This is a genomic window from Haemophilus sp. HMSC71H05, assembly GCF_001838635.1.
Lineage (GTDB): Bacteria > Pseudomonadota > Gammaproteobacteria > Enterobacterales > Pasteurellaceae > Haemophilus_D > Haemophilus_D parainfluenzae_R.
Window position 1 is genome coordinate 101,356 of the sequence record NZ_KV838038.1, and the last position, 20,969, is coordinate 122,324.

The window sequence follows — 20,969 nt, forward strand, 5'->3', positions numbered from 1 at the left end:
GGTCAGAAAAATCGGCGTTTTTAATTCGTCTGATTTTTTGACCGCACTTTTCCTTTTAATCCTAGGACAGTGAATGAAACCCATTTTTGGTAAAGCACCACCATTAGGTATCCGACTTGCATTAGCGGTGATTGCTTCGATGACACTCATTTTAGTTGATGGACAAACCTCATCAATGACAAAGGCGCGTAGTGTGATGGAAACTGCCGTTGGAGGATTGTATTACCTTGCGAATGGGCCAAGAACAGTTCTAGATGGGGTATCAAGCAACTTGGTTGATACCAATAAACTGCTTATTGAAAATAAAGTATTGCGTGAGCAATTGCGTGAGAAAAATGCTGATCTTTTATTATTGGATCAACTCAAAGTAGAAAACCAACGTCTTCGTTTGCTGCTTAATTCGCCTTTACGCACCGATGAATACAAAAAAATTGCTGAAGTGCTTACTGCTGAAACTGATGTTTATCGTCAGCAAGTGGTGATTAATCAAGGGGAACGTGATGGGGCTTATGTTGGTCAGCCCGTGATTGATGAAAAAGGAATGATTGGGCAGATTATATCTGTCGGCGAGAACACCAGTCGAGTTTTGCTTTTAACGGATGTAACCCATTCTATCCCAGTGCAAGTTTTACGTAATGATGTGCGCGTGATCGCAAGTGGTACAGGACACTCCGATGAACTTACCTTAGATAATGTACCTCGTTCCGTGGATATTGAAAAAGGCGATTTATTGGTAACTTCCGGTTTAGGCGGTCGCTTTGTAGAAGGCTATCCGGTGGCAGTTGTACAAAGTGTGTCTCGCGATGGTTCTAATTATTTTGCAACAGTGAAAGCGAAACCTTTAGCTGAATTAGATCGTTTACGTTATTTACTTTTACTCTGGCCGAGCAATCTTGATATGTCGAAAGTGAAATCCATGTCACCAGAAGAAGTGCGTCGTTTAGTACAGCAACGTTTAGAAAGCCAAGCCCATGAAGCGACACATTCTGTGAGTAAAACCAAAATTACGGATGACCAAGCGGATAGCACTCAACCGCATACAGGAAAAGAAATCGTGGATCCTGAAATTCCAACCACAATGCCTCAACAAGAGGAACCGGTTTCTCCAGATCAACAAGAACATAGGGATGAAGACTAATGCAAGGGCGTTTTATTTTTCAATGGGCGACCATTTTATGCTTCTTTGTTGTAGCATTAGTGATGGAGTTAGCACCATGGCCAGCAGGCTTTCAAGCCTTTAAACCTTCTTGGTTGATTTTAGTCTTGCTTTACTGGAGCCTTGCTTTACCTGATAGAGTAAGCATTGGTTGGGCGTTTTTACTCGGGGTTTTATGGGATATTGTGCTAGGCTCTATTCTAGGCGTGCATGCATTAGTGCTTTCTATCGCCTTCTATTTTGTTTCCAAATATTACTTAATGTTGCGCAATCTTTCCCTTTGGTTTCAAAGTTTATTGGTCCTTCTTTTCGTTTTTGCCATTCGAGTGGCTATTTTCTTGGTTGAATTCTCTTTACATGGGGCATTTTTTAACTGGCAGGAAATCTTTGGCGCCATCGCATCAGGCGTGTTATGGCCGTGGGTATTCTTATTGATGCGCACTGCACGCCGACGAGTCGGATTGCATTAATCATAAAAAAAGCTGATGAAGATATTCATCAGCTTTTCTTTTTAGTTTTTACGACGATAGTTTGTTTTTCTTGTCGTAGTATTTCTCGTTTGAGGCGTAGGATTGCGTTTTAAACGATAAGGTTTTGGAATATCAGTAATCAATGAATTCGGGTCATATTGACTGACGGGAATAGAATGCCCAATGTATTCTTCAATTGCCGGTAAATTCATCGCATATTCTTCACAAGCAAAGCTGATAGATACACCACTTTCACCCGCTCGACCAGTACGGCCAATACGGTGAACGTAATCTTCTCGATCATCAGGTAAATCAAAGTTAAAGACGTGTGTCACATCTGGAATATGTAACCCACGTGCGGCAACATCGGTTGCGACGAGAATATCGAGTTCCCCATCGGTAAATTGTTTGAGCAATGAAAGACGTTTTTTCTGTGCTACATCACCCGTGAGCAATCCCACTCGATGACCATCTGCGGCTAAATAGCCCCAAATTTCTTCACATTTATGTTTAGTATTCGCAAAAACAATGCAACGCTCTGGCCATTCCTCTTCCATTAACGTGAGCAAGAGAGGAATTTTGTCTTCATTTGACGGATAGAACAGTTCCTCTTTAATTCGATGCCCCGTTTTTTGTTCTGGTTCAATTTCAATGTATTCTGGGGAATTCATATCTTCAAAGGCAAGTTCTCGTACTTTGTAAGAGAGCGTTGCAGAAAAGAGCATGGTGAGTCGTTCTTGCGGAGAAGGACATTTACGTAATAAATAACGAATATCACGAATGAAACCTAAATCAAACATACGATCCGCTTCGTCCAATACTACGACTTGGATATCATCTAAACGGATAATCCCTTGTTTCACGTAGTCAATTACACGACCAGTGGTACCAATTAAAATATCCACACCGGCTTCAATCGCTTTAAGTTGTTTATCATAGCCATCACCACCATAAGCCAGTGCGGTTCGTAATCCACTTGTTTTTGCTAATAATTCTGCATCATGATTAATTTGTACAGCCAGTTCACGGGTTGGAGCAAGAATTAATGCGCGAGGTTGATTGGTAGCAAAATCAGGTTGATGCGTTAATAAATGATGAAATGTTGCCGTTAAAAATGCCATTGTTTTACCAGTGCCGGTTTGCGCTTGGCCAGCAACATCTTTTCCTTGTAAGGTAATAGGTAACGATAACGCTTGAATAGGGGTGCAATATTCAAATCCCTTGTCTTGTAGGGCTTTTTGTACGATAGGATGTAATGGAAGATCAGCAAACCGCTGCTGACTTAAATAATTTTCTTGCATAATAAATAACAGGTTCTCAGAAATAAATGGGGCTAAGGATACCACGAAGTCGGAAAAATATCCTTAAAAATAAAATGCTTATTAATAGGTTTAAGCTTGGGATTGAGAAGATTGGGTTCGTTCCCATTTTCTTGCAATATAGCTACAAGTTGGGTGTAATGTCAGCTTTTTAGCCTGGATAAAATGAATTAAGGCTTGATAGAGTTTGTCTGCCACACCTTGTCCACGAAGAGAATCATCAACAAACGTGTGATTAGCATTAATGGTATCGGGTGTTTCATAAAAATAGGTGAGTTTCGCGATTTTCTTGCCTTGCTCATCGAGTAAGAAAAACTCACCCTGTTTACCATTATCGTGATGCTGAAGACTCATTTGATACTCCATTCATCACTGAGATTGGGATCCATGGCAAAATCAGCAGTATCACTTGGAATGGCTTTTTCTTCTGCAGCCCATTCGCCTAAATCAATGAGTTGGCAACGTTTGCTGCAAAAAGGGCGAAATTGACTTTCCTGTGTCCAAGGCACGGGCTTTTGACATGTCGGGCAAGGGACTTCAAAAATTTCATCAGACATTTTTATTTCTCGATTCACTTAAATAAAATTGGTGCAATTCTAGCACTTTTTGTTTTAAGTGCGGTAAGTTTTCTGGCAATTTTGCATCATTTGAAATGATATCATCTGCCCATTTTAATCGTTCTTCACGGCTGACTTGTGCATTCATAATAGCTTGAATTTGCTGAATATTATTATGATCTCTCGATGACGCTCGAGCCAGCTGAGTTTCAGGTTTAACATCGATAACAAGCACGCGATCGCAAAGTGTGGTGAGCTTGTTTTCAATAAGCAGTGGAACGACAAACAAGGTATAAGGAGCGGTCTGAGCATTTAACTGCGCTAACATTCTTTCGCGAATAGCAGGATGTAATAAATGATTGAGCCAGTTTTTTTCATTTTCGTCTGCAAATACTTTTTTTCGTAGCTCAGCTCGATTTAATTCGCCCTCTTCAGTCAGAATTGATTTTCCAAAGTGCTCAGCAATTTGAGCAAGCAGCGGTGAGCCTTTTTCAACTACTTCTCTAGCCACAATATCTGCATCAACAATGGGTACACCAAGTTCAATAAAGAGATTTGCAATCGTGCTTTTTCCACTACCGATGCCGCCAGTGAGTCCTACAATATAAGTCATGATATTCCTTGCTACTTGATTTAAGAGGAGGATGTTTTACATCCACTTCTTAAACATAATATTTTTCAATGTTGCCAATATATTACATTTATAGGGTTATTGCACTGGTGATGATTAAGGATAAGCAAAGAAAGGGCGCGAAAGGTAAAACGGGCCTACGAGAAATCCAATAAGCCATTATGCCTAATAGACAAGCAATGAATAAGAAAAGTGGTAAGTGCGCGATGGTGAGATAAGCGCCGATTCCTAAAGCGAGCCAATAATCGCCACGGCCTAACGCTTCCTTCTTATAAAACCATTTAGACAAATGGTAGATGATATAAAAAACACCGAAAAAACTAACCGCACTTTCTAAACTTTGAGAAATCGTCAGAATTGAAAACTCTTGATGTGCACCGAATAGCCCCAGGAAAAATAAAAACAGGCAAGGTGTAGGTGAAATCAGTTGATAGTGCCAGTCTAGCCAACTGATAACAAAGATGAGACTAAGCGTAATCGCGAGCCATAAAGTAAATAATTCATCCTGAAGAAAATAATAGAGTGCAGCAAAACAGAGTCCAAACCCTAAAAAATAAAGGAAAATATGACCGCACTTTTGAGATTGAATCGCTGCTTTTTTGCTATGGAAAATGGGTCTGTTTTCAGGGTAAAGTTCGATATAGTTCTGATAAATTTCTTGTTGGAGATTAGGAATAAAACGATCGATATAAAGCCAAGCAAAGATGCCCGCTAAACTACCCAATAAGAAAAAGGCGAATGTCATCATTGGATTACCGAACCCATATTAAAAATTGGCAGATACATACCCATCATAATAATACCAATTAAACTACCAATAATGAGCATCATTAAAGGCTCTAAAAGTTGGGAAAGTAAATCAATTTGATGATTGAGCTTTTCTTGATAGTTATCAGCAATATGGCGCAACATCAACGCAAGTTTTCCACTTTTCTCTCCAATTTGTAGCATTTGCTGCGCTTCCATTGGGAAAAGATGGCTACTAACGCTTTCTGAAAATGGATAACCTTGAGAAACCCACTGTAAAATTGACCGCACTTCTTGTTGCAGCAGAATATCGCCTTTTAAGGTATGTTGTGTTTGCCAGGTTTGTTGTTTGGGTAGGAAGCTATTTAAGGCTGGTGTTAATGCCACTCCTGATTGAAGCATTAATTGCAGGTTATGGCTAAAACTGATTAAACGAGAAAGGCAAATGATATTGCCCCAAATTGGCATGCGACTAATCAGCGCATTCTTTTTTTGATTCAGCCAAAGAGAATGTTTTAATGCCATCTTTAGCATAAAAAGAGCGAAAATGCAGACAATCATCAAGTCGATAAAATGATGTTGTAGGAATTGAGACATGGCTAATAACACAGCAGTTAATGTAGGCAGTTCAGCGGAGTTTTCGCCATACATTTCAGCAAATTGTGGTACAACGAAGAGTAATAAAATCAACGTAAGTGAAAGCGAAATACCTAATACCATGGCGGGATAAAGCATAATTTTTTGTAATTTTCGTTGAAGTGTTAATGATTGCGTTCGACGTTCTGCAATTTTAGTGCATACCTCCGCCAGTTTTCCGGTCATTTCTCCCACTTGAATAAGTTGAATTTCTTGAAAATTTAAATACTTTCCTTGTATTTCCAAGCTTTGTGAAAACGGAAGACCACTTTCAATTAACTCAATTAAGGCGCCAAGCCACTGATGCAATCCCAATTGCGTGCAGTTATCTTGCAAAATGTGCAATGCATTTTTTAATGGAATGGCGGAACTGAGTAATGTAGCCAGTTGATTCAATAAAGCACTGATTTCTGCATTTTTCGGTTTCTGATTAAGCTGCCAATCTTGTTGCAAGCGAATGTGGCTAAAACCTTTTGCAATTAACAGAAATTGTGCGGCTTGTTTAGATTGGGCAACCAGACTGCCTTTTTGCCATTGTTGTCGCTGATCATAGGCTTGAAAATAAAAGAGTTTTTGCTTTGACATAGTGATACCTATTTTTTACCTAACACGCGTTGAATTTCGGCGAGATCGGTGATGCGCTCTTTCACTTTTTCTAATGCACTTTGATAAATTGATTCAAAATCAGTTTGGTAACGGTTGTTTTCGCATTGTAAAAATTGATATACCCCAATACGACCTTGATACCCCTGATGGCAATCGCAAGAATCACTAAAATGTTGGCCGCACTTTAAGCAACGTTTGCGTACCAATCGTTGTGCGATAACTAATAAGAGACTGTTTTCAATTTCATGAGATTGAATGCCTAATTGTTGTAAGCGTGAAATGGCTGAGATCGCATCGTTGGTATGTAAGGTAGAAAGCACTAAATGGCCGGTTTGAGCTGCTCTTAATGCCATCAATGCACTTTCTTCATCTCGAATTTCACCAAGCATAATAATGTCGGGATCCTGCCGTAAAAATGTACGAAGTAATCGGCTAAAATCTAAACCGATTTGCGGATTCACTTGAGTTTGAATGATGCCTTCTAATTCAATTTCAACGGGATCTTCTGCCGTCATAATATGTTTATCTGGCGTATTGAGCCATTGAAGTGCGGTATAAAGCGAGATACTTTTTCCGCTTCCCGTTGGTCCAGTCACAAGAATTAAACCTTGCGGTTGGCTGAGGGCATGTTGAAATTGGATTTGTTGGTTTTGTGTCATGCCAAGTTCAGAAAAACTTAACTGAACAGGTTTATTTTGTTGTAATCGTAATACCGCTTTTTCTCCCCAATGCGTGGGCAAGGTAGAAAGGCGGAAATCTAAAATATCGGAGAATGTCGTTTTGAATTGAAAGCGGCCATCTTGTGGTAGCCGAGTTTCACTGATATCCAGTTTGGCTAAGAGTTTTAAACGAGAAATTACACGATTGGCGAGCGATTTACTGATTAGCGGTTGTGGTTGGAGTACACCATCAATACGTAAACGAATTAAGAGCCCATTTGGCTGAGTTTCTAAATGAATATCGGAGGCATTTTTTTGCAGGGCTGTTTCAAAAATACTGTTTAATAATTGAACAACGGGTTCATCTTCATTAGATAAATTAGCCGTGCTTTCGTCTTCTGAATGATGATAAAACGTCGTTTGCTCTTCTATTTGATTGGCTTTAGGGGCAAGGGATTGTAAAAGTTGCTTGAGTTGAGTCGTTTCAAATAAAATCGGTTCAACTAATTTTCCACTTAAAAAAGCAAAGGTTTCACAAGCCGCAAGATTATTCAGCGAATCCACCGCAAGCCATAAATGGTGTTCGTCTTCTTTAAGAGGGAGCGCAAAGTAACGCAGCAGCAATGATTGTTGCTGTTGGTTTTGTTGCCAATATTGTGGCGAGATATGATAAATCTCGCCATTTTTTGCGATTGCTTGATAAGCCATGTTTCGCTATTTAGCAGAAGAACAGAAGCCTGCAGGGAATAAATCAGCATTACTTGGGCAAGCAGTTGTCCAGGTAACACCTGATGAGGTTGAGCCTGTCGCCGTTAAAGAATAACTGATCCCATCCAATGCACCATTTCCTGTCACCGTAATCACACCTGATTTCGTGGTGATGGATTTGACATAGCCTTTTGCGGTAGTGATATCTGCTGCAATGCCATTTGAGCCACCTGAACAGTTTGTTGGGGCATTGGTGCTATAGATACATAGTTCCACATCAGATTTATAAGGTGCAGAAGCTTGTAACAATTCGGAGATAGCTGCTTTTTTGGTATAATTTTGATAAGACGGAATGGCGATCGTCGCGAGAATAGCAATAATCGCAATCACGATCATCAATTCAATTAACGTAAAACCTTTATGTAAAGGTTTAGAAAAAGTGAGTTTCATTAAATTAAATTTCCTTTTGGTTGAATAAAAAAATGCCAGGATTGGCTGCAACATTGTGTAAAAGGGAAAAATGAAAGTGAAACTGACCGCACTTCTTTTGCGATCTCGATCGCAAAAATAAAATTTAATCGCAGAAAAACAGATGAATAAGATAAAAAATGGCTGGTTAAGCCAGGCAAGAAAAGTGATTTCACCACATTTTGATGAACGTCCTGATGTAGAGGATATTTCATTACTCGTCATTCATTACATCAGTTTGCCGCCAGAACAATTTGGTGGTGGATATGTAGATGATTTTTTCCAAGGTAAACTCGATCCAACCATCCATCCCTATTTTGAGGAAATTTATCAATTTCGCGTGTCTGCCCATTGTTTAATTGAACGGGATGGCAAGGTGACACAGTACGTTAGTTTCAATGATAGAGCATGGCATGCGGGGCTTTCTTGCTTTGAAGGACGGGATAAATGTAATGATTTTGCGATTGGGATTGAGCTAGAGGGCAGTAATGAACAACCTTTTACAGCGGAGCAATACCAAGTGCTTGCTGCATTAACACGAGATATCATGCAAGCTTACCCGAAAATAACGCTCGATCGTATCGTTGGGCATTGCGATATTTCGCCTGGTCGTAAGATCGATCCAGGTCAATATTTTGAATGGGAACGCTATTTAGCGTTAGTCAAAAAAGGCTTGGATGAAAAATAACCACTAAAATTTTTACTTGAATGTGAATAAGATGATTTCTGTGAATAAGCGTTATCTTTATGAAATTAAAGATAAAATTTTTCCTCAAAGCTCTATGGTAAAATGCTAAGAAGAGTTATGCAACAGTCACCATTTGCTCAATCACAATTTTATCCACAGAAATATTGAATAACTCACAGCTGTTATTTCTTCACCAAGCCAGGAATGTTTAAACTAAAAAATGGCTGAATTTTTGACCGCACTTTGATGAGAAAAAGTGCGGTCATTTTTTTTGGAAAATTTTTGATTAAAGGTTATGCAAAAATGAAAAAAATGAAGTGTGAAAAGCGGTTTTTAATTTTTATACACAGTTAAATTTAGACTATCCAAGTGTTACCCACAGAGTTATCCACAATAGGGTAAATATGCCCATTCGGTTGATAAAAAAGCGAATTTATGAAACAATCTGCAAACTATTTTTGTACAAAATTTAAGGTGAACGATAGTGATCGATTTTGATGGCTACCGTCCAAATGTAGGCATTGTCATTTGTAATCGCAAAGGGCAGGTGCTTTGGGCTAAACGATACGGGCAGAATTCGTGGCAATTCCCGCAAGGTGGAATTAACGATAATGAAAGTGCCGAACAAGCCATGTATCGTGAATTATATGAAGAGGTTGGTTTGCAACCCAAAGATGTGAAGGTGCTTTACGCGTCTAAACATTGGTTGCGTTATAAGCTGCCGAAAAGATTGCTGCGTTATGACAGCAAACCCGTGTGTATTGGGCAAAAACAACGTTGGTTTTTGTTGCAATTAGTGGGGGATGAAAAAAATATTAATATGAACACAACAAAATCACCAGAATTTGATGGTTGGCGTTGGGTAAGTTTTTGGTATCCCGTACGTCAGGTTGTGTCCTTTAAGAAAGATGTTTATCGCAAAGCGATGAAAGAGTTTGCCCAAGTGATGTTTGGCAACGAAAAAACATTGCTTGAAAATTCGCAAGAGCATGAGACAAATAAACCTTATCATGCGCCGCGTAAAAATGGTTCTTCTAAATATCAAAAACGTTCGTTTTATAAATCAAGGGGGCAATAATGCTCACTTTTATTTTACTTTGTTTGCTTGTCGGGTCTGTGGTTGGTTTTCTTGCGGGATTATTTGGCATTGGTGGTGGGTTAATTATCGTCCCTACCTTGGTTTATTTATTGCCGATGGTAGGCGTACCTGAACCCTTGCTGATGTCTACCGCATTAGGGACTTCATTTGCAACCATTGTGATTACTGGATTTTCTTCTGCACAGCGTCATCATAAACTAGGTAATATAGTCTGGAGTGCCGTGAAAGTATTGGCACCGATGGTGATGATCTCGGTCTTTATCTCTGGTTTGTTTATTGGCAAACTTGATCGTGATGTATCAGCCAAAATCTTTGCCTGTTTAGTCGTATATTTAGCGGCAAAAATGGTGATTTCTATTAAGAAAAACACAGGGAAAACCAAACCTTTAACAACACAAGCATCTGTTATCGGTGGTATTTTAATTGGGATGGCATCAAGTGCAGCAGGCGTTGGCGGTGGTGGTTTTATCGTGCCATTTTTAAATTCCCGCGGGATTGATATGAAAAAATCTATCGGTTCTTCTGCATTCTGTGGGGCACTTCTTGGTTTATCAGGCATGTTTAGCTTTATGGTGAGTGGTTGGGGTAATCCTTCCATGCCAGATTATTCCCTAGGTTATGTTTATTTGCCTGCCGTGCTTGGTATTACGGGCACTTCATTCTTCACTTCTAAACTAGGGGCAACAGCAACCTCCAAACTCCCTGTCCCAACCTTGAAAAAAGGCTTTGCCTTGCTATTAATTGCGATCGCAGTTGATATGTTTATTAAATAAGGAATGTTATGAATTCAGAATTTTTGATGCTTCCGCATTTTGATCCGACTATTTTCACTTTTGGTAATAGCAATATAGGGTTGCGTTGGTATGGTTTAATGTATTTATTAGGCTTTATCTTTGCTCGTTGGCTAGCGGTTCGTCGTGCCAATCAACCAAATAGTGGTTGGACAGTCGATCAAGTGGATACGTTACTTTTTAATGGCTTTATGGGCGTGTTCTTAGGTGGTCGCATTGGGGATGTTTTCTTCTATAATTTCGATCATTTTGTACAAGATCCGCTGTATTTATTTCGTGTTTGGGAAGGGGGAATGTCATTCCATGGTGGATTAATTGGGGTGATTATCTCAATGATTTGGACCTCTTATTCTCAAAAAAGAAGCTTTTGGCAAACGGCAGATTTTGTGGCGCCCTTGATTCCATTTGGCTTAGGGATGGGACGAATTGGTAATTTCATCAATTTAGAACTTTGGGGACGAGAAACAGATGTCCCTTGGGCCATGATTTTCCCAAATGATCCATTGTTATTACCTCGCCATCCTTCACAGCTTTATGAGGCGTTCTTAGAAGGTTTCGTGCTGTTTATTATTCTGAATGTCTTTATTAAAAAGCCTCGTCCTGTAGGTTCGGTAGCAGGATTATTCCTTGTTGGTTACGGGATTTTCCGTTTTATCGTTGAATATGTCCGTGAGCCTGAAGTGGAATCTTTCTTAGGCATCATGACTCGTGGACAAGCGCTTTGTTTGCCGATGATTATTGGCGGTGGGTTAATTATGGCATGGGCATACAATCGCTCTAAAAGTGCGGTTCATCAGTAAGGAGTTTTTATGAAACAATATTTAGATCTTTGCCGACGTATTGTAAATGAAGGTGAGTGGGTTGCTAATGAGCGTACTGGTAAGCGTTGCCTTACAGTGATTAATGCGGATTTAGAATATGATGTTGCTAATAATCAATTCCCCTTAATTACCACGCGAAAAAGCTATTGGAAAGCGGCAATTGCGGAGTTTTTAGGCTATATCCGTGGTTATGATAATGCGGCAGATTTCCGTAAACTTGGCACCAAAACATGGGATGCCAATGCCAATGAAAATGCCGCTTGGCTTGCCAATCCACACCGTAAAGGCACCGATGATATGGGCCGCGTCTATGGTGTGCAAGGTAGAGCATGGCGTAAACCGAATGGCGAAACCATCGATCAACTTCGTAAAATTGTGAATAATTTAAGTCGAGGTATCGATGACCGCGGTGAGATCCTGACTTTCTTTAATCCGGGTGAATTTGATCTGGGTTGTTTGCGTCCTTGCATGCACACACACACCTTCTCCTTAGTGGGCGATACATTGCACTTAACTAGCTATCAGCGTTCTTGTGATGTGCCACTTGGCTTAAATTTCAATCAAATTCAAGTTTTTACTTTCCTTGCATTAATGGCGCAAATTACTGGCAATAAACCGGGTAAGGCATATCATAAAATTGTAAATGCGCATATTTATGAAGACCAACTTGAGTTAATGCGTGATGTGCAATTAAAACGTGAACCATTCCCGTCACCACAATTAGAAATTAATCCTGATATTAAAACTCTTGAAGATCTTGAGACTTGGGTAACGATGGATGATTTCAAGGTGGTGGGTTATCAATCTCACGAACCAATCAAATATCCTTTCTCTGTTTAGGCATTCAAAGTGCGGTCAGATTTAGATGAGAAATTTATGCAACACGCTCTGATGCTTGCCGATCGTGCAGAAGCGCTCGGTGAGATTCCTGTCGGGGCAGTGTTGGTGGATGATGAAGGAAATATTCTCGGTGAAGGCTGGAATTTATCTATCATTGAAAATGATCCAACCGCTCACGCTGAAATTGTCGCATTGCGTAACGCAGCGCAAAATATTCAAAATTATCGTCTACTCAATACCACACTCTATGTCACACTAGAACCTTGTACGATGTGTGCCGGCGCGATTTTACATAGCCGTATTAAACGATTAGTCTTCGGTGCATCAGATTATAAAACCGGGGCAGTAGGTTCTCGCTTTCATTTCTTTGATGATTATAAAATGAATCATACGTTAGAAATTACGTCTGGCGTGCTCGCAGAAAAGTGCGGTCAGAAATTGAGTGATTTTTTCAAAAAAAGACGAGAGCAGAAAAAAGAAGAAAAGCGGGAAAAGAGTCTCCCGCTTGATGTTGAGTCGCAATCTTAAACTTGCCAATCAATTTCACTTAAACCATTTTGTTTTAAATATTCGTTAGTTTTAGAAAAATGATGACATCCTAGAAAACCACGATGTGCCGAAAGTGGAGAAGGGTGCGGTGCGGTTAAAACATAATGACGATTGCGATCAATAAATTGCCCTTTTTTCTGCGCATGACTTCCCCAAAGTAAAAATACGACTTTTTCACGATGTTCATTAAGTGCTGCAATCACTTGATCTGTAAAAACTTCCCAACCAAATTTAGCATGTGAATGTGCCATGCCACGTTCTACGGTCAGCACGGTGTTAAGCAGCAGTACACCTTGCTCCGCCCATTTCACTAAGTAGCCATGATTTGGCATGTGAAAACCTGGAATGTCGTTAGCCAATTCTTTGTACATATTCAGTAGAGAAGGGGGAATTGCAACCTCAGGTTTCACCGAAAAAGCTAAACCGTGCGCTTGATTTGGGCCATGATAGGGATCCTGTCCTAAAATGACGACTTTCACCTCATCAAATGCCGTATATTTAAAGGCATTAAACACTTCGTCTTGCGGTGGATAAATGGTTTTCCCCGCGAGTCGCTCTTGATGGACTTGTTGTAAAATGTGTTTAAAGTAAGGTTTTTCTTTCTCTTGACCGATAACATCTGTCCAGGTTTTCATTCTGTATTTCCTTATTGGATAAGCTTGAGCACATTATAAATGAAATTGCTTAGAAAGGCTTTATCTTAGAATTATGTTAATACTTTGTTAAAAGTCGGAGTGTGTTGAAGCCTTGCTGTGGCTGAAACTTTAATCTAGATCAATTTTTAAAAATTAGTCAGAAAAAAGAACCTGTTTTAGGTCAAAATTAATTGAATTCTTCAAATAGTTTGATAAAATTTGCACAGTTTAATAAATATACAACCGCCAAATTAGGAGGCACTTTATGATCAAAGGTATTCAAATTACTCAAGCAGCAAATGACAATCTTTTAAACTCATTCTGGTTATTAGACAGCGAAAAAAATGAAGCTCGTTGTTTATGTGCAAAAGCTGAATTTGCAGAAGACCAAGTAGTAGCAGTGAGCGAATTAGGCCAAATCGAATACCGTGAATTACCGGTAAACGTAGCACCAACTGTTAAAGTTGAAGGTGGTCAACACTTAAACGTGAACGTATTACGTCGTGAAACGTTAGAAGATGCAGTAAACAACCCGGATAAATACCCTCAATTAACTATCCGTGTTTCTGGTTACGCAGTACGTTTCAACTCTTTAACACCAGAACAACAACGCGACGTTATTACTCGTACTTTCACGGAAAGCCTATAATTTCAGTTTGAATGAAAAAAGAAACCCCGAAGTAATTCGGGGTTTTGTTTTATCTAAAAGGTTTGAAAATTTGACCGCACTTTTCCCTTTCATCCCTAGCGATTTCCACGCTTTTCAGGTACAATCCGCCAGTTAAATTTAATGATTTTTGAGAAAACTAATCTATTTATGAAGAATATTCGCAACTTTTCTATTATTGCCCATATTGACCACGGTAAATCGACCCTTTCTGACCGATTAATTCAGACCTGTGGGGGGCTTTCGGATCGTGAAATGGAAGCGCAGGTATTGGATTCCATGGATCTTGAGCGTGAGCGCGGCATTACCATTAAAGCGCAAAGTGTAACCTTAAATTATCAAGCCAAAGACGGTGAAACTTACCAATTAAACTTTATCGATACACCAGGGCACGTGGACTTCTCTTATGAAGTATCGCGCTCTCTTGCAGCTTGTGAAGGGGCATTGTTAGTTGTGGATGCAGGACAGGGCGTAGAAGCACAAACCTTGGCAAACTGCTATACCGCCATTGAAATGGATTTAGAAGTCGTGCCGATTTTAAATAAAATCGACTTACCGGCAGCGGATCCTGAACGTGTTGCAGAAGAAATTGAAGACATCGTGGGTATTGATGCGATGGAAGCGGTACGTTGTTCAGCGAAAACCGGTGTGGGTATTGAAGATGTATTAGAAGAAATTGTTGCGAAAATTCCCGCGCCAGAAGGTGATCCTGATGCACCGTTACAAGCATTGATTATTGACTCTTGGTTCGATAACTATTTAGGCGTGGTGTCATTAGTTCGTATTAAAAATGGCGTATTGCGTAAAGGTGATAAAATCAAAGTAATGTCTACAGGACAGGCTTACAACGTTGATCGTTTAGGGATTTTTACGCCAAAACAAGTGGATACGACCGTATTAAATACCGGCGAAGTAGGTTGGGTTGTTTGTGCGATTAAAGATATTTTAGGGGCACCAGTAGGGGATACCTTAACGAATCAACACAATCCGGCAAGTCATGTATTGCCAGGTTTTAAGAAAGTAAAACCGCAGGTTTATGCTGGTTTATTCCCAGTTAGCTCTGACGATTATGAGGCTTTCCGTGATGCGTTAGGTAAATTAAGCCTAAACGATGCATCGCTGTTCTATGAGCCAGAAAACTCAACGGCTTTAGGTTTTGGTTTCCGTTGTGGCTTCTTGGGGCTTTTACACATGGAGATCATTCAAGAGCGTTTAGAACGTGAATACGATCTTGATTTGATTACCACAGCACCAACTGTAATTTATGAAGTTGAAATGACCAATGGTGAAGTGGTTTATGTGGATAGTCCATCAAAACTGCCACCATTAAATAATATTGCGGAAATTCGTGAGCCAATTGCAGAGTGTAATATGCTCGTGCCACAGGAATTCTTAGGTAACGTGATTACCCTTTGTGTGGAAAAACGTGGTGTACAAACTAATATGGTATATCACGGTAACCAAATTGCGTTAACTTATGAAATCCCAATGGGCGAAGTAGTCTTAGATTTCTTCGATCGCTTGAAATCAACATCGCGTGGTTATGCGTCTTTGGATTATGGTTTCAAACGTTTCCAAGCAGCGGACATGGTGCGCGTGGATATCATGATCAACGGTGATCGTGTTGATGCGTTAGCATTAATTGTTCATAAAGATAATGCACCTTACCGTGGCCGTGAATTAGTTGAAAAAATGCGTGAACTGATTCCACGTCAACAATTTGATATCGCGATCCAAGCCGCGATTGGCAACCACATTATTGCGCGTTCAACGGTAAAACAATTGCGTAAAAACGTATTAGCAAAATGTTATGGTGGTGACGTGAGCCGTAAGAAAAAACTCTTACAGAAACAGAAAGAAGGTAAAAAACGAATGAAATCTTTAGGTAACGTGGAAGTACCGCAAGAAGCGTTTTTAGCGATCTTACATGTTGGTAAAGATAAATAGGAAAGTAGAGCAATGTCGAATGTATTTTTTATTCTGTTGTTAGCCGTAGGCTTTGCTGGTTGGAAAGCGTTAGATTATTTCCAACTGCCTAACACATTCAGTATTTTATTGCTGATTTTAACCGCACTTTCCGGCATTTTATGGTGTTATCACCGCTTTGCCGTGATGCCAAGACGTCGTCGTCAAATCGCACGCGCAGAACAACGCTCAGGCAAAGCATTAACGGATGAAGAAAAAGCGAAAATTGAGCCTATTTCAGAAGGCTCAGAATTTATTTCTTCGCTTTTCCCTGTGTTATCCGTGGTATTCCTTGTGCGTTCATTTATTTTTGAGCCATTTCAAATTCCATCTGGATCAATGGAAGCGACCTTGCGCGTAGGGGATTTCCTCGTCGTGAACAAATATACTTATGGCATTAAAGATCCTATTTTCCAAAATACGATTATTGAAGGTAATAAACCAGAACGTGGTGATGTGATCGTGTTTAAAGCACCGGAGCAAGCGTTACTTCGTACAAGCTTAGGCGCAACGCGAGCAGCATATGCGGAAAACCTTGCATTAACGTCTAAAGATAATATGTCTGGTGTGGATTACATTAAACGTATTGTCGGGAAAGGCGGTGACCGCATTATCCTTGATGTTGAAAAAAGTGCTTTAACATTGGTTTATGGCAAAGATGGCAAACCTTGCGAAGTAGATTGCCAAACTAAAGCGTTTGAATATAAACAAGAACCCACAAATCCAGCCTTCCCAACGCAAGTTGAATATTTGGAAATCGGTGATGTGACACACAGTATTTTAGTGGAGCCAATGCGCCGTTATTCGGGGATTGAATTCTATCCACAAGAAGGTTTACCTACTGCAGAATGGATTGTGCCTGAAGGGCAATATTTTGTGATGGGTGATAACCGTGATCATAGTGATGACAGCCGTTTTTGGGGATTTGTACCAGAAAAAAATATCGTGGGTAAAGCCACTTATATTTGGATGAGTTTAGAAAAAGAACCAAATGAGTGGCCTACAGGCTTCCGTTTTGACCGTTTCTTTACAAAAATTAATTAATATGAATCATTTAGATCGTCTAGAACGAAAAATTGGTTATCAATTTTCCGATCTAAAAAATTTAAAATTGGCACTGACACACCGCAGTGCCTCCAATCAACATAATGAGCGCCTAGAATTTCTAGGTGATTCGATTCTCAATTATGTCATCGCGGATGCGCTTTATCATCAATTCCCTCGTTGTAATGAAGGTGAACTTAGCAGAATGCGTGCCACATTAGTTCGTGAGCCAACCCTGGCGATGATTGCCCGCAATTTTGAGCTTGGGGATTATATGTCCTTAGGTTCTGGTGAATTGAAAAGTGGTGGCTTTCGTCGTGAATCTATTTTGGCGGATTGTGTTGAAGCGGTAATTGGCGCAATGGCATTAGATTCAAGCTTTGATAAAGCAGCAGATATTGTGCGTAGCTGGTATAAAACTTTACTCGCCGAAATTAAACCGGGTGATAACCAAAAAGATGCCAAAACACGCTTGCAAGAGTATTTACAAGGTAAGCATTTTGCCTTACCAACCTATGAAGTAATCAAAATTGAAGGCGAAGCACATTGCCAAACCTTCACCGTAGAATGTACAGTAAAAAATGTACCCAATATTGACCACACTTTTATTGCGAAAGGTTCTAGCCGCCGTAAAGCAGAACAAGCGGCCGCAGAACAAATCTTAAAAACATTGGAAATTAAATGACCGAATTAAATCAAGAACAAGAGACCTATTGTGGCTTTATCGCTATCGTAGGTCGCCCAAATGTAGGGAAATCTACCCTGTTAAATAAAATTTTGGGACAAAAAATCTCGATTACATCTCGCAAGGCGCAAACTACGCGTCACCGTATTGTGGGAATTAAAACGGAAGGCATCTACCAAGAAATTTATGTAGATACACCGGGGCTTCATATCGAAGAAAAACGAGCGATTAACCGTTTAATGAACCGTGCAGCAAGCTCGGCAATCGGGGATGTTGATCTCATTATTTTCGTCGTGGATGGTACACATTGGAATGCCGATGATGAAATGGTGTTAAACAAATTACGTAATGCGAAAGCACCTGTCGTACTCGCCATCAACAAAGTTGATAATATTAAGAATAAAGATGATTTATTGCCATTTATTACAGATTTAGGCAACAAGTTTAACTTTGCTCACATTGTGCCGATTTCTGCACAACGTGGTAATAATGTCCATCAATTAGAGAAAATTGTTCGTCAATCATTACGTAAAGGCGTTCATCACTTTCCTGAAGATTATGTAACGGATCGTTCACAGCGTTTTATGGCGTCAGAAATTATTCGTGAAAAATTAATGCGTTTCACAGGGGAAGAGCTACCTTATTCGGTAACGGTTGAAATTGAACAATTTAAAGTAAATGAGCGTGGTACCTATGAAATCAATGGCTTGATTTTAGTTGAACGTGAAGGTCAAAAGAAAATGGTGATCGGTGCTCAAGGACAAAAAATTAAAACCATTGGTATGGAAGCGCGCGCTGACATGGAACGCTTATTTGATAATAAAGTACACCTTGAACTTTGGGTAAAAGTGAAGTCCGGTTGGGCGGATGATGAACGTGCCTTAAGAAGTTTAGGTTATATGGATGAATAAAAAACTTGAGTAATACTCTATACCGTCCTATTATTGGAAACATATTTATGTTTTTTAATAAAAACAAGGAGATGGTAGATGAGTATCTATGCCTTAAAACCCAAATTTCAGAATTTACTTCGGCCTTTAGTTAGGCAATTAGCGGCAAAAGGCGTAACGGCAAATCAAGTTACGCTAATTGCCTGCTTACTTTCTATTTTACTCGGTGTGGTTCTTGCACTATTTCCGACATTTTCTTCTCTTTTCTTCCTTATCCCTATTTGGTTGTTTTTGCGTATGGCGTTGAATGCCATTGATGGCATGCTCGCACGTGAATTTAATCAAAAAAGTCGATTAGGGGGCTATCTTAATGAGATTACTGATGTCGTTTCAGATGCGGCTCTTTATCTTCCTTTTGCTTTTGTCGCGCCTTTTGATGGTATTCAAATCTCAAGTATTATTTGGCTTGCCGCATTGAGTGAGTTATGTGGCATTTTAGGGCAAGTTCAAGGCAAAACTCGTCGTTATGATGGCCCAATGGGTAAAAGTGATCGTGCGTTTGTGTTTGGTGTGCTTGGTTTACTCTATGCGGTGAATGGTAGTTTGCATTCACTTTTCTGGTGGGTAACCAATATCGTCATTATCTTGCTCATTGTGACTTGTATTAAGCGAGTAAAAAATGGTTTAGCCGAAGTGACGGAGTAATAGGAGTAAATATGATCGCGAGATTAATCGATTTTTTATTGTGTCGTTTTGCTTCTTTTATTACAGGCGTTCGACCACAACCCGCAATTGCGGAACAATCTTCAGAAGGGCATCGAGTCTATTTTGCCAATCATAATAGCCATGGGGATTTTATCTTACTTTGGATTTCATTACCTTATGAAGTAAGAAAACAAACTCGCCCTGTTGCAGGCAAAGATTATTGGACGAAAGGCGCAATTCGTCGCTTTTTAGCCTATAAAGTGTTCAATATGTTACTGATTGAACGTAATAGCCAAGATCCAAAAGAGGCCATACGACAAATGAGTGAAGCATTAGTCAATGACTCCCTGATTATTTTCCCTGAAGGAACTCGTAAGATGGATGATGATTTACCACTTCAGCCGTTTAAAAGTGGATTGTTTTATTTAGCAAAAGAAAATCCTGATTGTGAATTTGTGCCCGTTTGGATTAGCAATATGAATAATGTTTTACCAAAAGGCTTTATTTTACCGATACCATTGTTATGTGATCTTTATGTGGGCGAGCCATTAAAGATTGGGACTGATGAAACTAAAGAGGTGTTTCTGACACGTGCTCAATCGGCATTATTAAGTTTAAACGTCAGTGAAAAAGGCAAATCTTAGGAGCAAATGATGACAGAAATATGGCAACTCTTCGGTGGTTTATTTATCGCCTTAATTTTTGCTTCCTCAGTGGGATATATTTTAAAACGCAGATCGGGTGTAGATACACCGAATAGCGTTATTGATAACCTGAATGCACGCATCAATGCTTGGTGGGTGATGATTGGGATTATCTTTATTGCGAGTTTATTAGGCTTTTATGGCGTGATTGGGCTATTTTTGATTATTTCATTTATGGGATTGCGTGAGTTTCTTTCTCTATTGAATATTCGTCGAGGCGATCATCTTGCGCTAGCCGCTTGTTTTTATGTGATCTTACCATTGCAATATTTTTTAGTCGCCATTGATTGGTTTAGCATGTTCACAATTTTCATTCCCGTATATGGCTTCTTATTTTTACCTATTCTGTCGGCATTACTCGGCGATCCGGCGCATTTCTTAGATCGTTCAACGAAAATTCAGTGGGCATTGATGATTAGTGTATTCTGTATTTCACATATCCCCGCTTTATTGGCTCTTGATATCTTAGGTTATGAAGGAAAAAATCTTTTATTAATGATCTTCTTAATCTTGGTAGTACAGTCAAGTGATGTGTTGCAATACGTTTGGGGTAAACTTTTTGGTAAGCATAAAATTGCACCAACCTTATCGCCATCTAAAACGGTAGAAGGTTTTGTTGGTGGGGTATTAAGCGCAAGTTTATTAGGGATGTTGCTTCATTGGCTGACACCATTTAATGCATGGCAAGCCTTTTTAATGAGTCTGTTAATTTGCTTAATGGGATTCTTAGGGGGGCTCGTGATGTCAGCCATGAAACGCAGTATGGGCGTGAAAGATTGGGGTAATATGATCAGTGGCCATGGTGGTATTTTAGACCGTATGGATTCGCTTTGTTTCTCCGCACCAATTTTCTTCCATATGGTGCGCTATTTCTGGGCATAGTTATAAATCATGAAATAAAAAAAGAGCGGTTAATTAACCGCTCTTTT

At 39.7% G+C, this 20,969-nt stretch carries 25 protein-coding genes; 16 read left to right on the top strand and 9 right to left on the bottom strand.

Features of this window, described 5'->3' with window-relative positions:
- Positions 1 to 73 precede the first annotated feature (73 nt).
- Both mreC and mreD read left to right on the top strand, forming a co-directional pair.
- Positions 74 to 1,138: a rod shape-determining protein MreC gene (gene mreC, locus HMPREF3279_RS09320; protein ID WP_049372834.1), complete on the top strand. Its 1,065-nt coding sequence runs from the start codon at positions 74 to 76 to the stop codon at positions 1,136 to 1,138.
- The gene (mreD, locus tag HMPREF3279_RS09325) at positions 1,138 to 1,626 is read left to right on the top strand and encodes a rod shape-determining protein MreD (RefSeq protein ID WP_049372835.1); all 489 of its coding nucleotides are present in this window, start codon (positions 1,138 to 1,140) and stop codon (positions 1,624 to 1,626) included. The genes mreC and mreD overlap by 1 nt, the downstream gene beginning before the upstream one ends.
- A gap of 41 nt (positions 1,627 to 1,667) precedes the next feature.
- On the opposite strand, the gene rhlB is transcribed toward mreD, so the two are convergent.
- The 8 genes from rhlB to HMPREF3279_RS09365 form a co-directional block, all read right to left on the bottom strand.
- On the bottom strand, positions 1,668 to 2,927 hold the full coding sequence (gene rhlB, locus HMPREF3279_RS09330; RefSeq protein ID WP_049384600.1) for an ATP-dependent RNA helicase RhlB: 1,260 nt from the start codon (positions 2,925 to 2,927) through the stop codon (positions 1,668 to 1,670).
- A gap of 90 nt (positions 2,928 to 3,017) precedes the next feature.
- Positions 3,018 to 3,299, bottom strand: coding sequence for a GNAT family N-acetyltransferase (locus HMPREF3279_RS09335; protein WP_049357723.1), 282 nt, complete (start codon positions 3,297 to 3,299; stop codon positions 3,018 to 3,020).
- Complete coding sequence (gene yacG, locus HMPREF3279_RS09340; protein WP_005695505.1) at positions 3,296 to 3,502, bottom strand: DNA gyrase inhibitor YacG; 207 nt, start codon at positions 3,500 to 3,502, stop codon at positions 3,296 to 3,298. Before yacG ends, HMPREF3279_RS09335 begins: the two co-directional genes overlap by 4 nt.
- Positions 3,495 to 4,115, bottom strand: coding sequence for a dephospho-CoA kinase (gene coaE / locus HMPREF3279_RS09345; protein ID WP_049357725.1), 621 nt, complete (start codon positions 4,113 to 4,115; stop codon positions 3,495 to 3,497). The genes yacG and coaE overlap by 8 nt, the downstream gene beginning before the upstream one ends.
- A gap of 88 nt (positions 4,116 to 4,203) precedes the next feature.
- Positions 4,204 to 4,881 (bottom strand): prepilin peptidase, encoded by a 678-nt coding sequence (locus HMPREF3279_RS09350; protein ID WP_049357727.1) that lies wholly within the window; start codon positions 4,879 to 4,881, stop codon positions 4,204 to 4,206.
- Complete coding sequence (locus HMPREF3279_RS09355) at positions 4,878 to 6,101, bottom strand: type II secretion system F family protein (protein ID WP_049357729.1); 1,224 nt, start codon at positions 6,099 to 6,101, stop codon at positions 4,878 to 4,880. The genes HMPREF3279_RS09350 and HMPREF3279_RS09355 overlap by 4 nt, the downstream gene beginning before the upstream one ends.
- Before the next feature lie 8 nt (positions 6,102 to 6,109).
- The gene (locus tag HMPREF3279_RS09360) at positions 6,110 to 7,489 is read right to left on the bottom strand and encodes a GspE/PulE family protein (protein ID WP_070868976.1); all 1,380 of its coding nucleotides are present in this window, start codon (positions 7,487 to 7,489) and stop codon (positions 6,110 to 6,112) included.
- A gap of 6 nt (positions 7,490 to 7,495) precedes the next feature.
- Positions 7,496 to 7,939, bottom strand: a complete 444-nt coding sequence (locus tag HMPREF3279_RS09365) for a prepilin-type N-terminal cleavage/methylation domain-containing protein (protein ID WP_049369499.1) — start codon at positions 7,937 to 7,939, stop codon at positions 7,496 to 7,498.
- A 142-nt stretch (positions 7,940 to 8,081) separates the two neighbouring features.
- On the opposite strand from HMPREF3279_RS09365, the gene ampD reads away from it, so the two are divergent.
- From ampD to tadA, 6 genes are all read left to right on the top strand, one after another.
- Entirely contained in the window at positions 8,082 to 8,645 is a 564-nt protein-coding gene (gene ampD, locus HMPREF3279_RS09370; protein ID WP_049371639.1) for a 1,6-anhydro-N-acetylmuramyl-L-alanine amidase AmpD, read from the top strand.
- A 484-nt stretch (positions 8,646 to 9,129) separates the two neighbouring features.
- Positions 9,130 to 9,723, top strand: a complete 594-nt coding sequence (rppH, locus tag HMPREF3279_RS09375) for an RNA pyrophosphohydrolase (protein ID WP_049384519.1) — start codon at positions 9,130 to 9,132, stop codon at positions 9,721 to 9,723.
- Positions 9,723 to 10,517, top strand: coding sequence for a sulfite exporter TauE/SafE family protein (locus HMPREF3279_RS09380; RefSeq protein ID WP_070776080.1), 795 nt, complete (start codon positions 9,723 to 9,725; stop codon positions 10,515 to 10,517). The genes rppH and HMPREF3279_RS09380 overlap by 1 nt, the downstream gene beginning before the upstream one ends.
- Before the next feature lie 8 nt (positions 10,518 to 10,525).
- Complete coding sequence (gene lgt / locus HMPREF3279_RS09385) at positions 10,526 to 11,335, top strand: prolipoprotein diacylglyceryl transferase (RefSeq protein WP_070868977.1); 810 nt, start codon at positions 10,526 to 10,528, stop codon at positions 11,333 to 11,335.
- A gap of 9 nt (positions 11,336 to 11,344) precedes the next feature.
- Positions 11,345 to 12,196 (top strand): thymidylate synthase, encoded by an 852-nt coding sequence (locus HMPREF3279_RS09390; RefSeq protein ID WP_049364941.1) that lies wholly within the window; start codon positions 11,345 to 11,347, stop codon positions 12,194 to 12,196.
- A gap of 9 nt (positions 12,197 to 12,205) precedes the next feature.
- Positions 12,206 to 12,724: a tRNA adenosine(34) deaminase TadA gene (tadA, locus tag HMPREF3279_RS09395; RefSeq protein WP_143422670.1), complete on the top strand. Its 519-nt coding sequence runs from the start codon at positions 12,206 to 12,208 to the stop codon at positions 12,722 to 12,724.
- On the opposite strand, the gene ung is transcribed toward tadA, so the two are convergent.
- Positions 12,721 to 13,395, bottom strand: coding sequence for a uracil-DNA glycosylase (gene ung / locus HMPREF3279_RS09400; protein ID WP_257284698.1), 675 nt, complete (start codon positions 13,393 to 13,395; stop codon positions 12,721 to 12,723). The two genes, tadA and ung, sit on opposite strands and share 4 nt — an antisense overlap.
- A 250-nt stretch (positions 13,396 to 13,645) precedes the next feature.
- On the opposite strand from ung, the gene grcA reads away from it, so the two are divergent.
- The 8 genes from grcA (at position 13,646) to HMPREF3279_RS09440 (ending at position 20,922) form a co-directional block, all read left to right on the top strand.
- Positions 13,646 to 14,029, top strand: a complete 384-nt coding sequence (gene grcA, locus HMPREF3279_RS09405; protein ID WP_005697846.1) for an autonomous glycyl radical cofactor GrcA — start codon at positions 13,646 to 13,648, stop codon at positions 14,027 to 14,029.
- A gap of 168 nt (positions 14,030 to 14,197) precedes the next feature.
- A complete protein-coding gene (gene lepA, locus HMPREF3279_RS09410) occupies positions 14,198 to 15,994 on the top strand; it encodes a translation elongation factor 4 (RefSeq protein ID WP_070869046.1) in 1,797 nt (598 codons plus the stop codon).
- 12 nt (positions 15,995 to 16,006) lie between these two features.
- Positions 16,007 to 17,056: a signal peptidase I gene (gene lepB / locus HMPREF3279_RS09415; protein WP_070868979.1), complete on the top strand. Its 1,050-nt coding sequence runs from the start codon at positions 16,007 to 16,009 to the stop codon at positions 17,054 to 17,056.
- Between the two features lies 1 nt (position 17,057).
- A complete protein-coding gene (gene rnc, locus HMPREF3279_RS09420) occupies positions 17,058 to 17,741 on the top strand; it encodes a ribonuclease III (protein ID WP_070869047.1) in 684 nt (227 codons plus the stop codon).
- Positions 17,738 to 18,652 (top strand): GTPase Era, encoded by a 915-nt coding sequence (gene era, locus HMPREF3279_RS09425; RefSeq protein WP_070868980.1) that lies wholly within the window; start codon positions 17,738 to 17,740, stop codon positions 18,650 to 18,652. The genes rnc and era overlap by 4 nt, the downstream gene beginning before the upstream one ends.
- 78 nt (positions 18,653 to 18,730) lie before the next feature.
- Positions 18,731 to 19,336 carry a CDP-alcohol phosphatidyltransferase family protein gene (locus tag HMPREF3279_RS09430; protein ID WP_070868981.1) on the top strand — a complete coding sequence of 202 codons (606 nt, stop codon included), beginning with the start codon at positions 18,731 to 18,733 and terminating at the stop codon, positions 19,334 to 19,336.
- Between the two features lie 11 nt (positions 19,337 to 19,347).
- Complete coding sequence (locus tag HMPREF3279_RS09435; protein WP_070868982.1) at positions 19,348 to 19,980, top strand: lysophospholipid acyltransferase family protein; 633 nt, start codon at positions 19,348 to 19,350, stop codon at positions 19,978 to 19,980.
- 9 nt (positions 19,981 to 19,989) lie between these two features.
- Entirely contained in the window at positions 19,990 to 20,922 is a 933-nt protein-coding gene (locus HMPREF3279_RS09440; RefSeq protein WP_180365035.1) for a phosphatidate cytidylyltransferase, read from the top strand.
- The last annotated feature ends 47 nt before the right edge of the window (positions 20,923 to 20,969 follow it).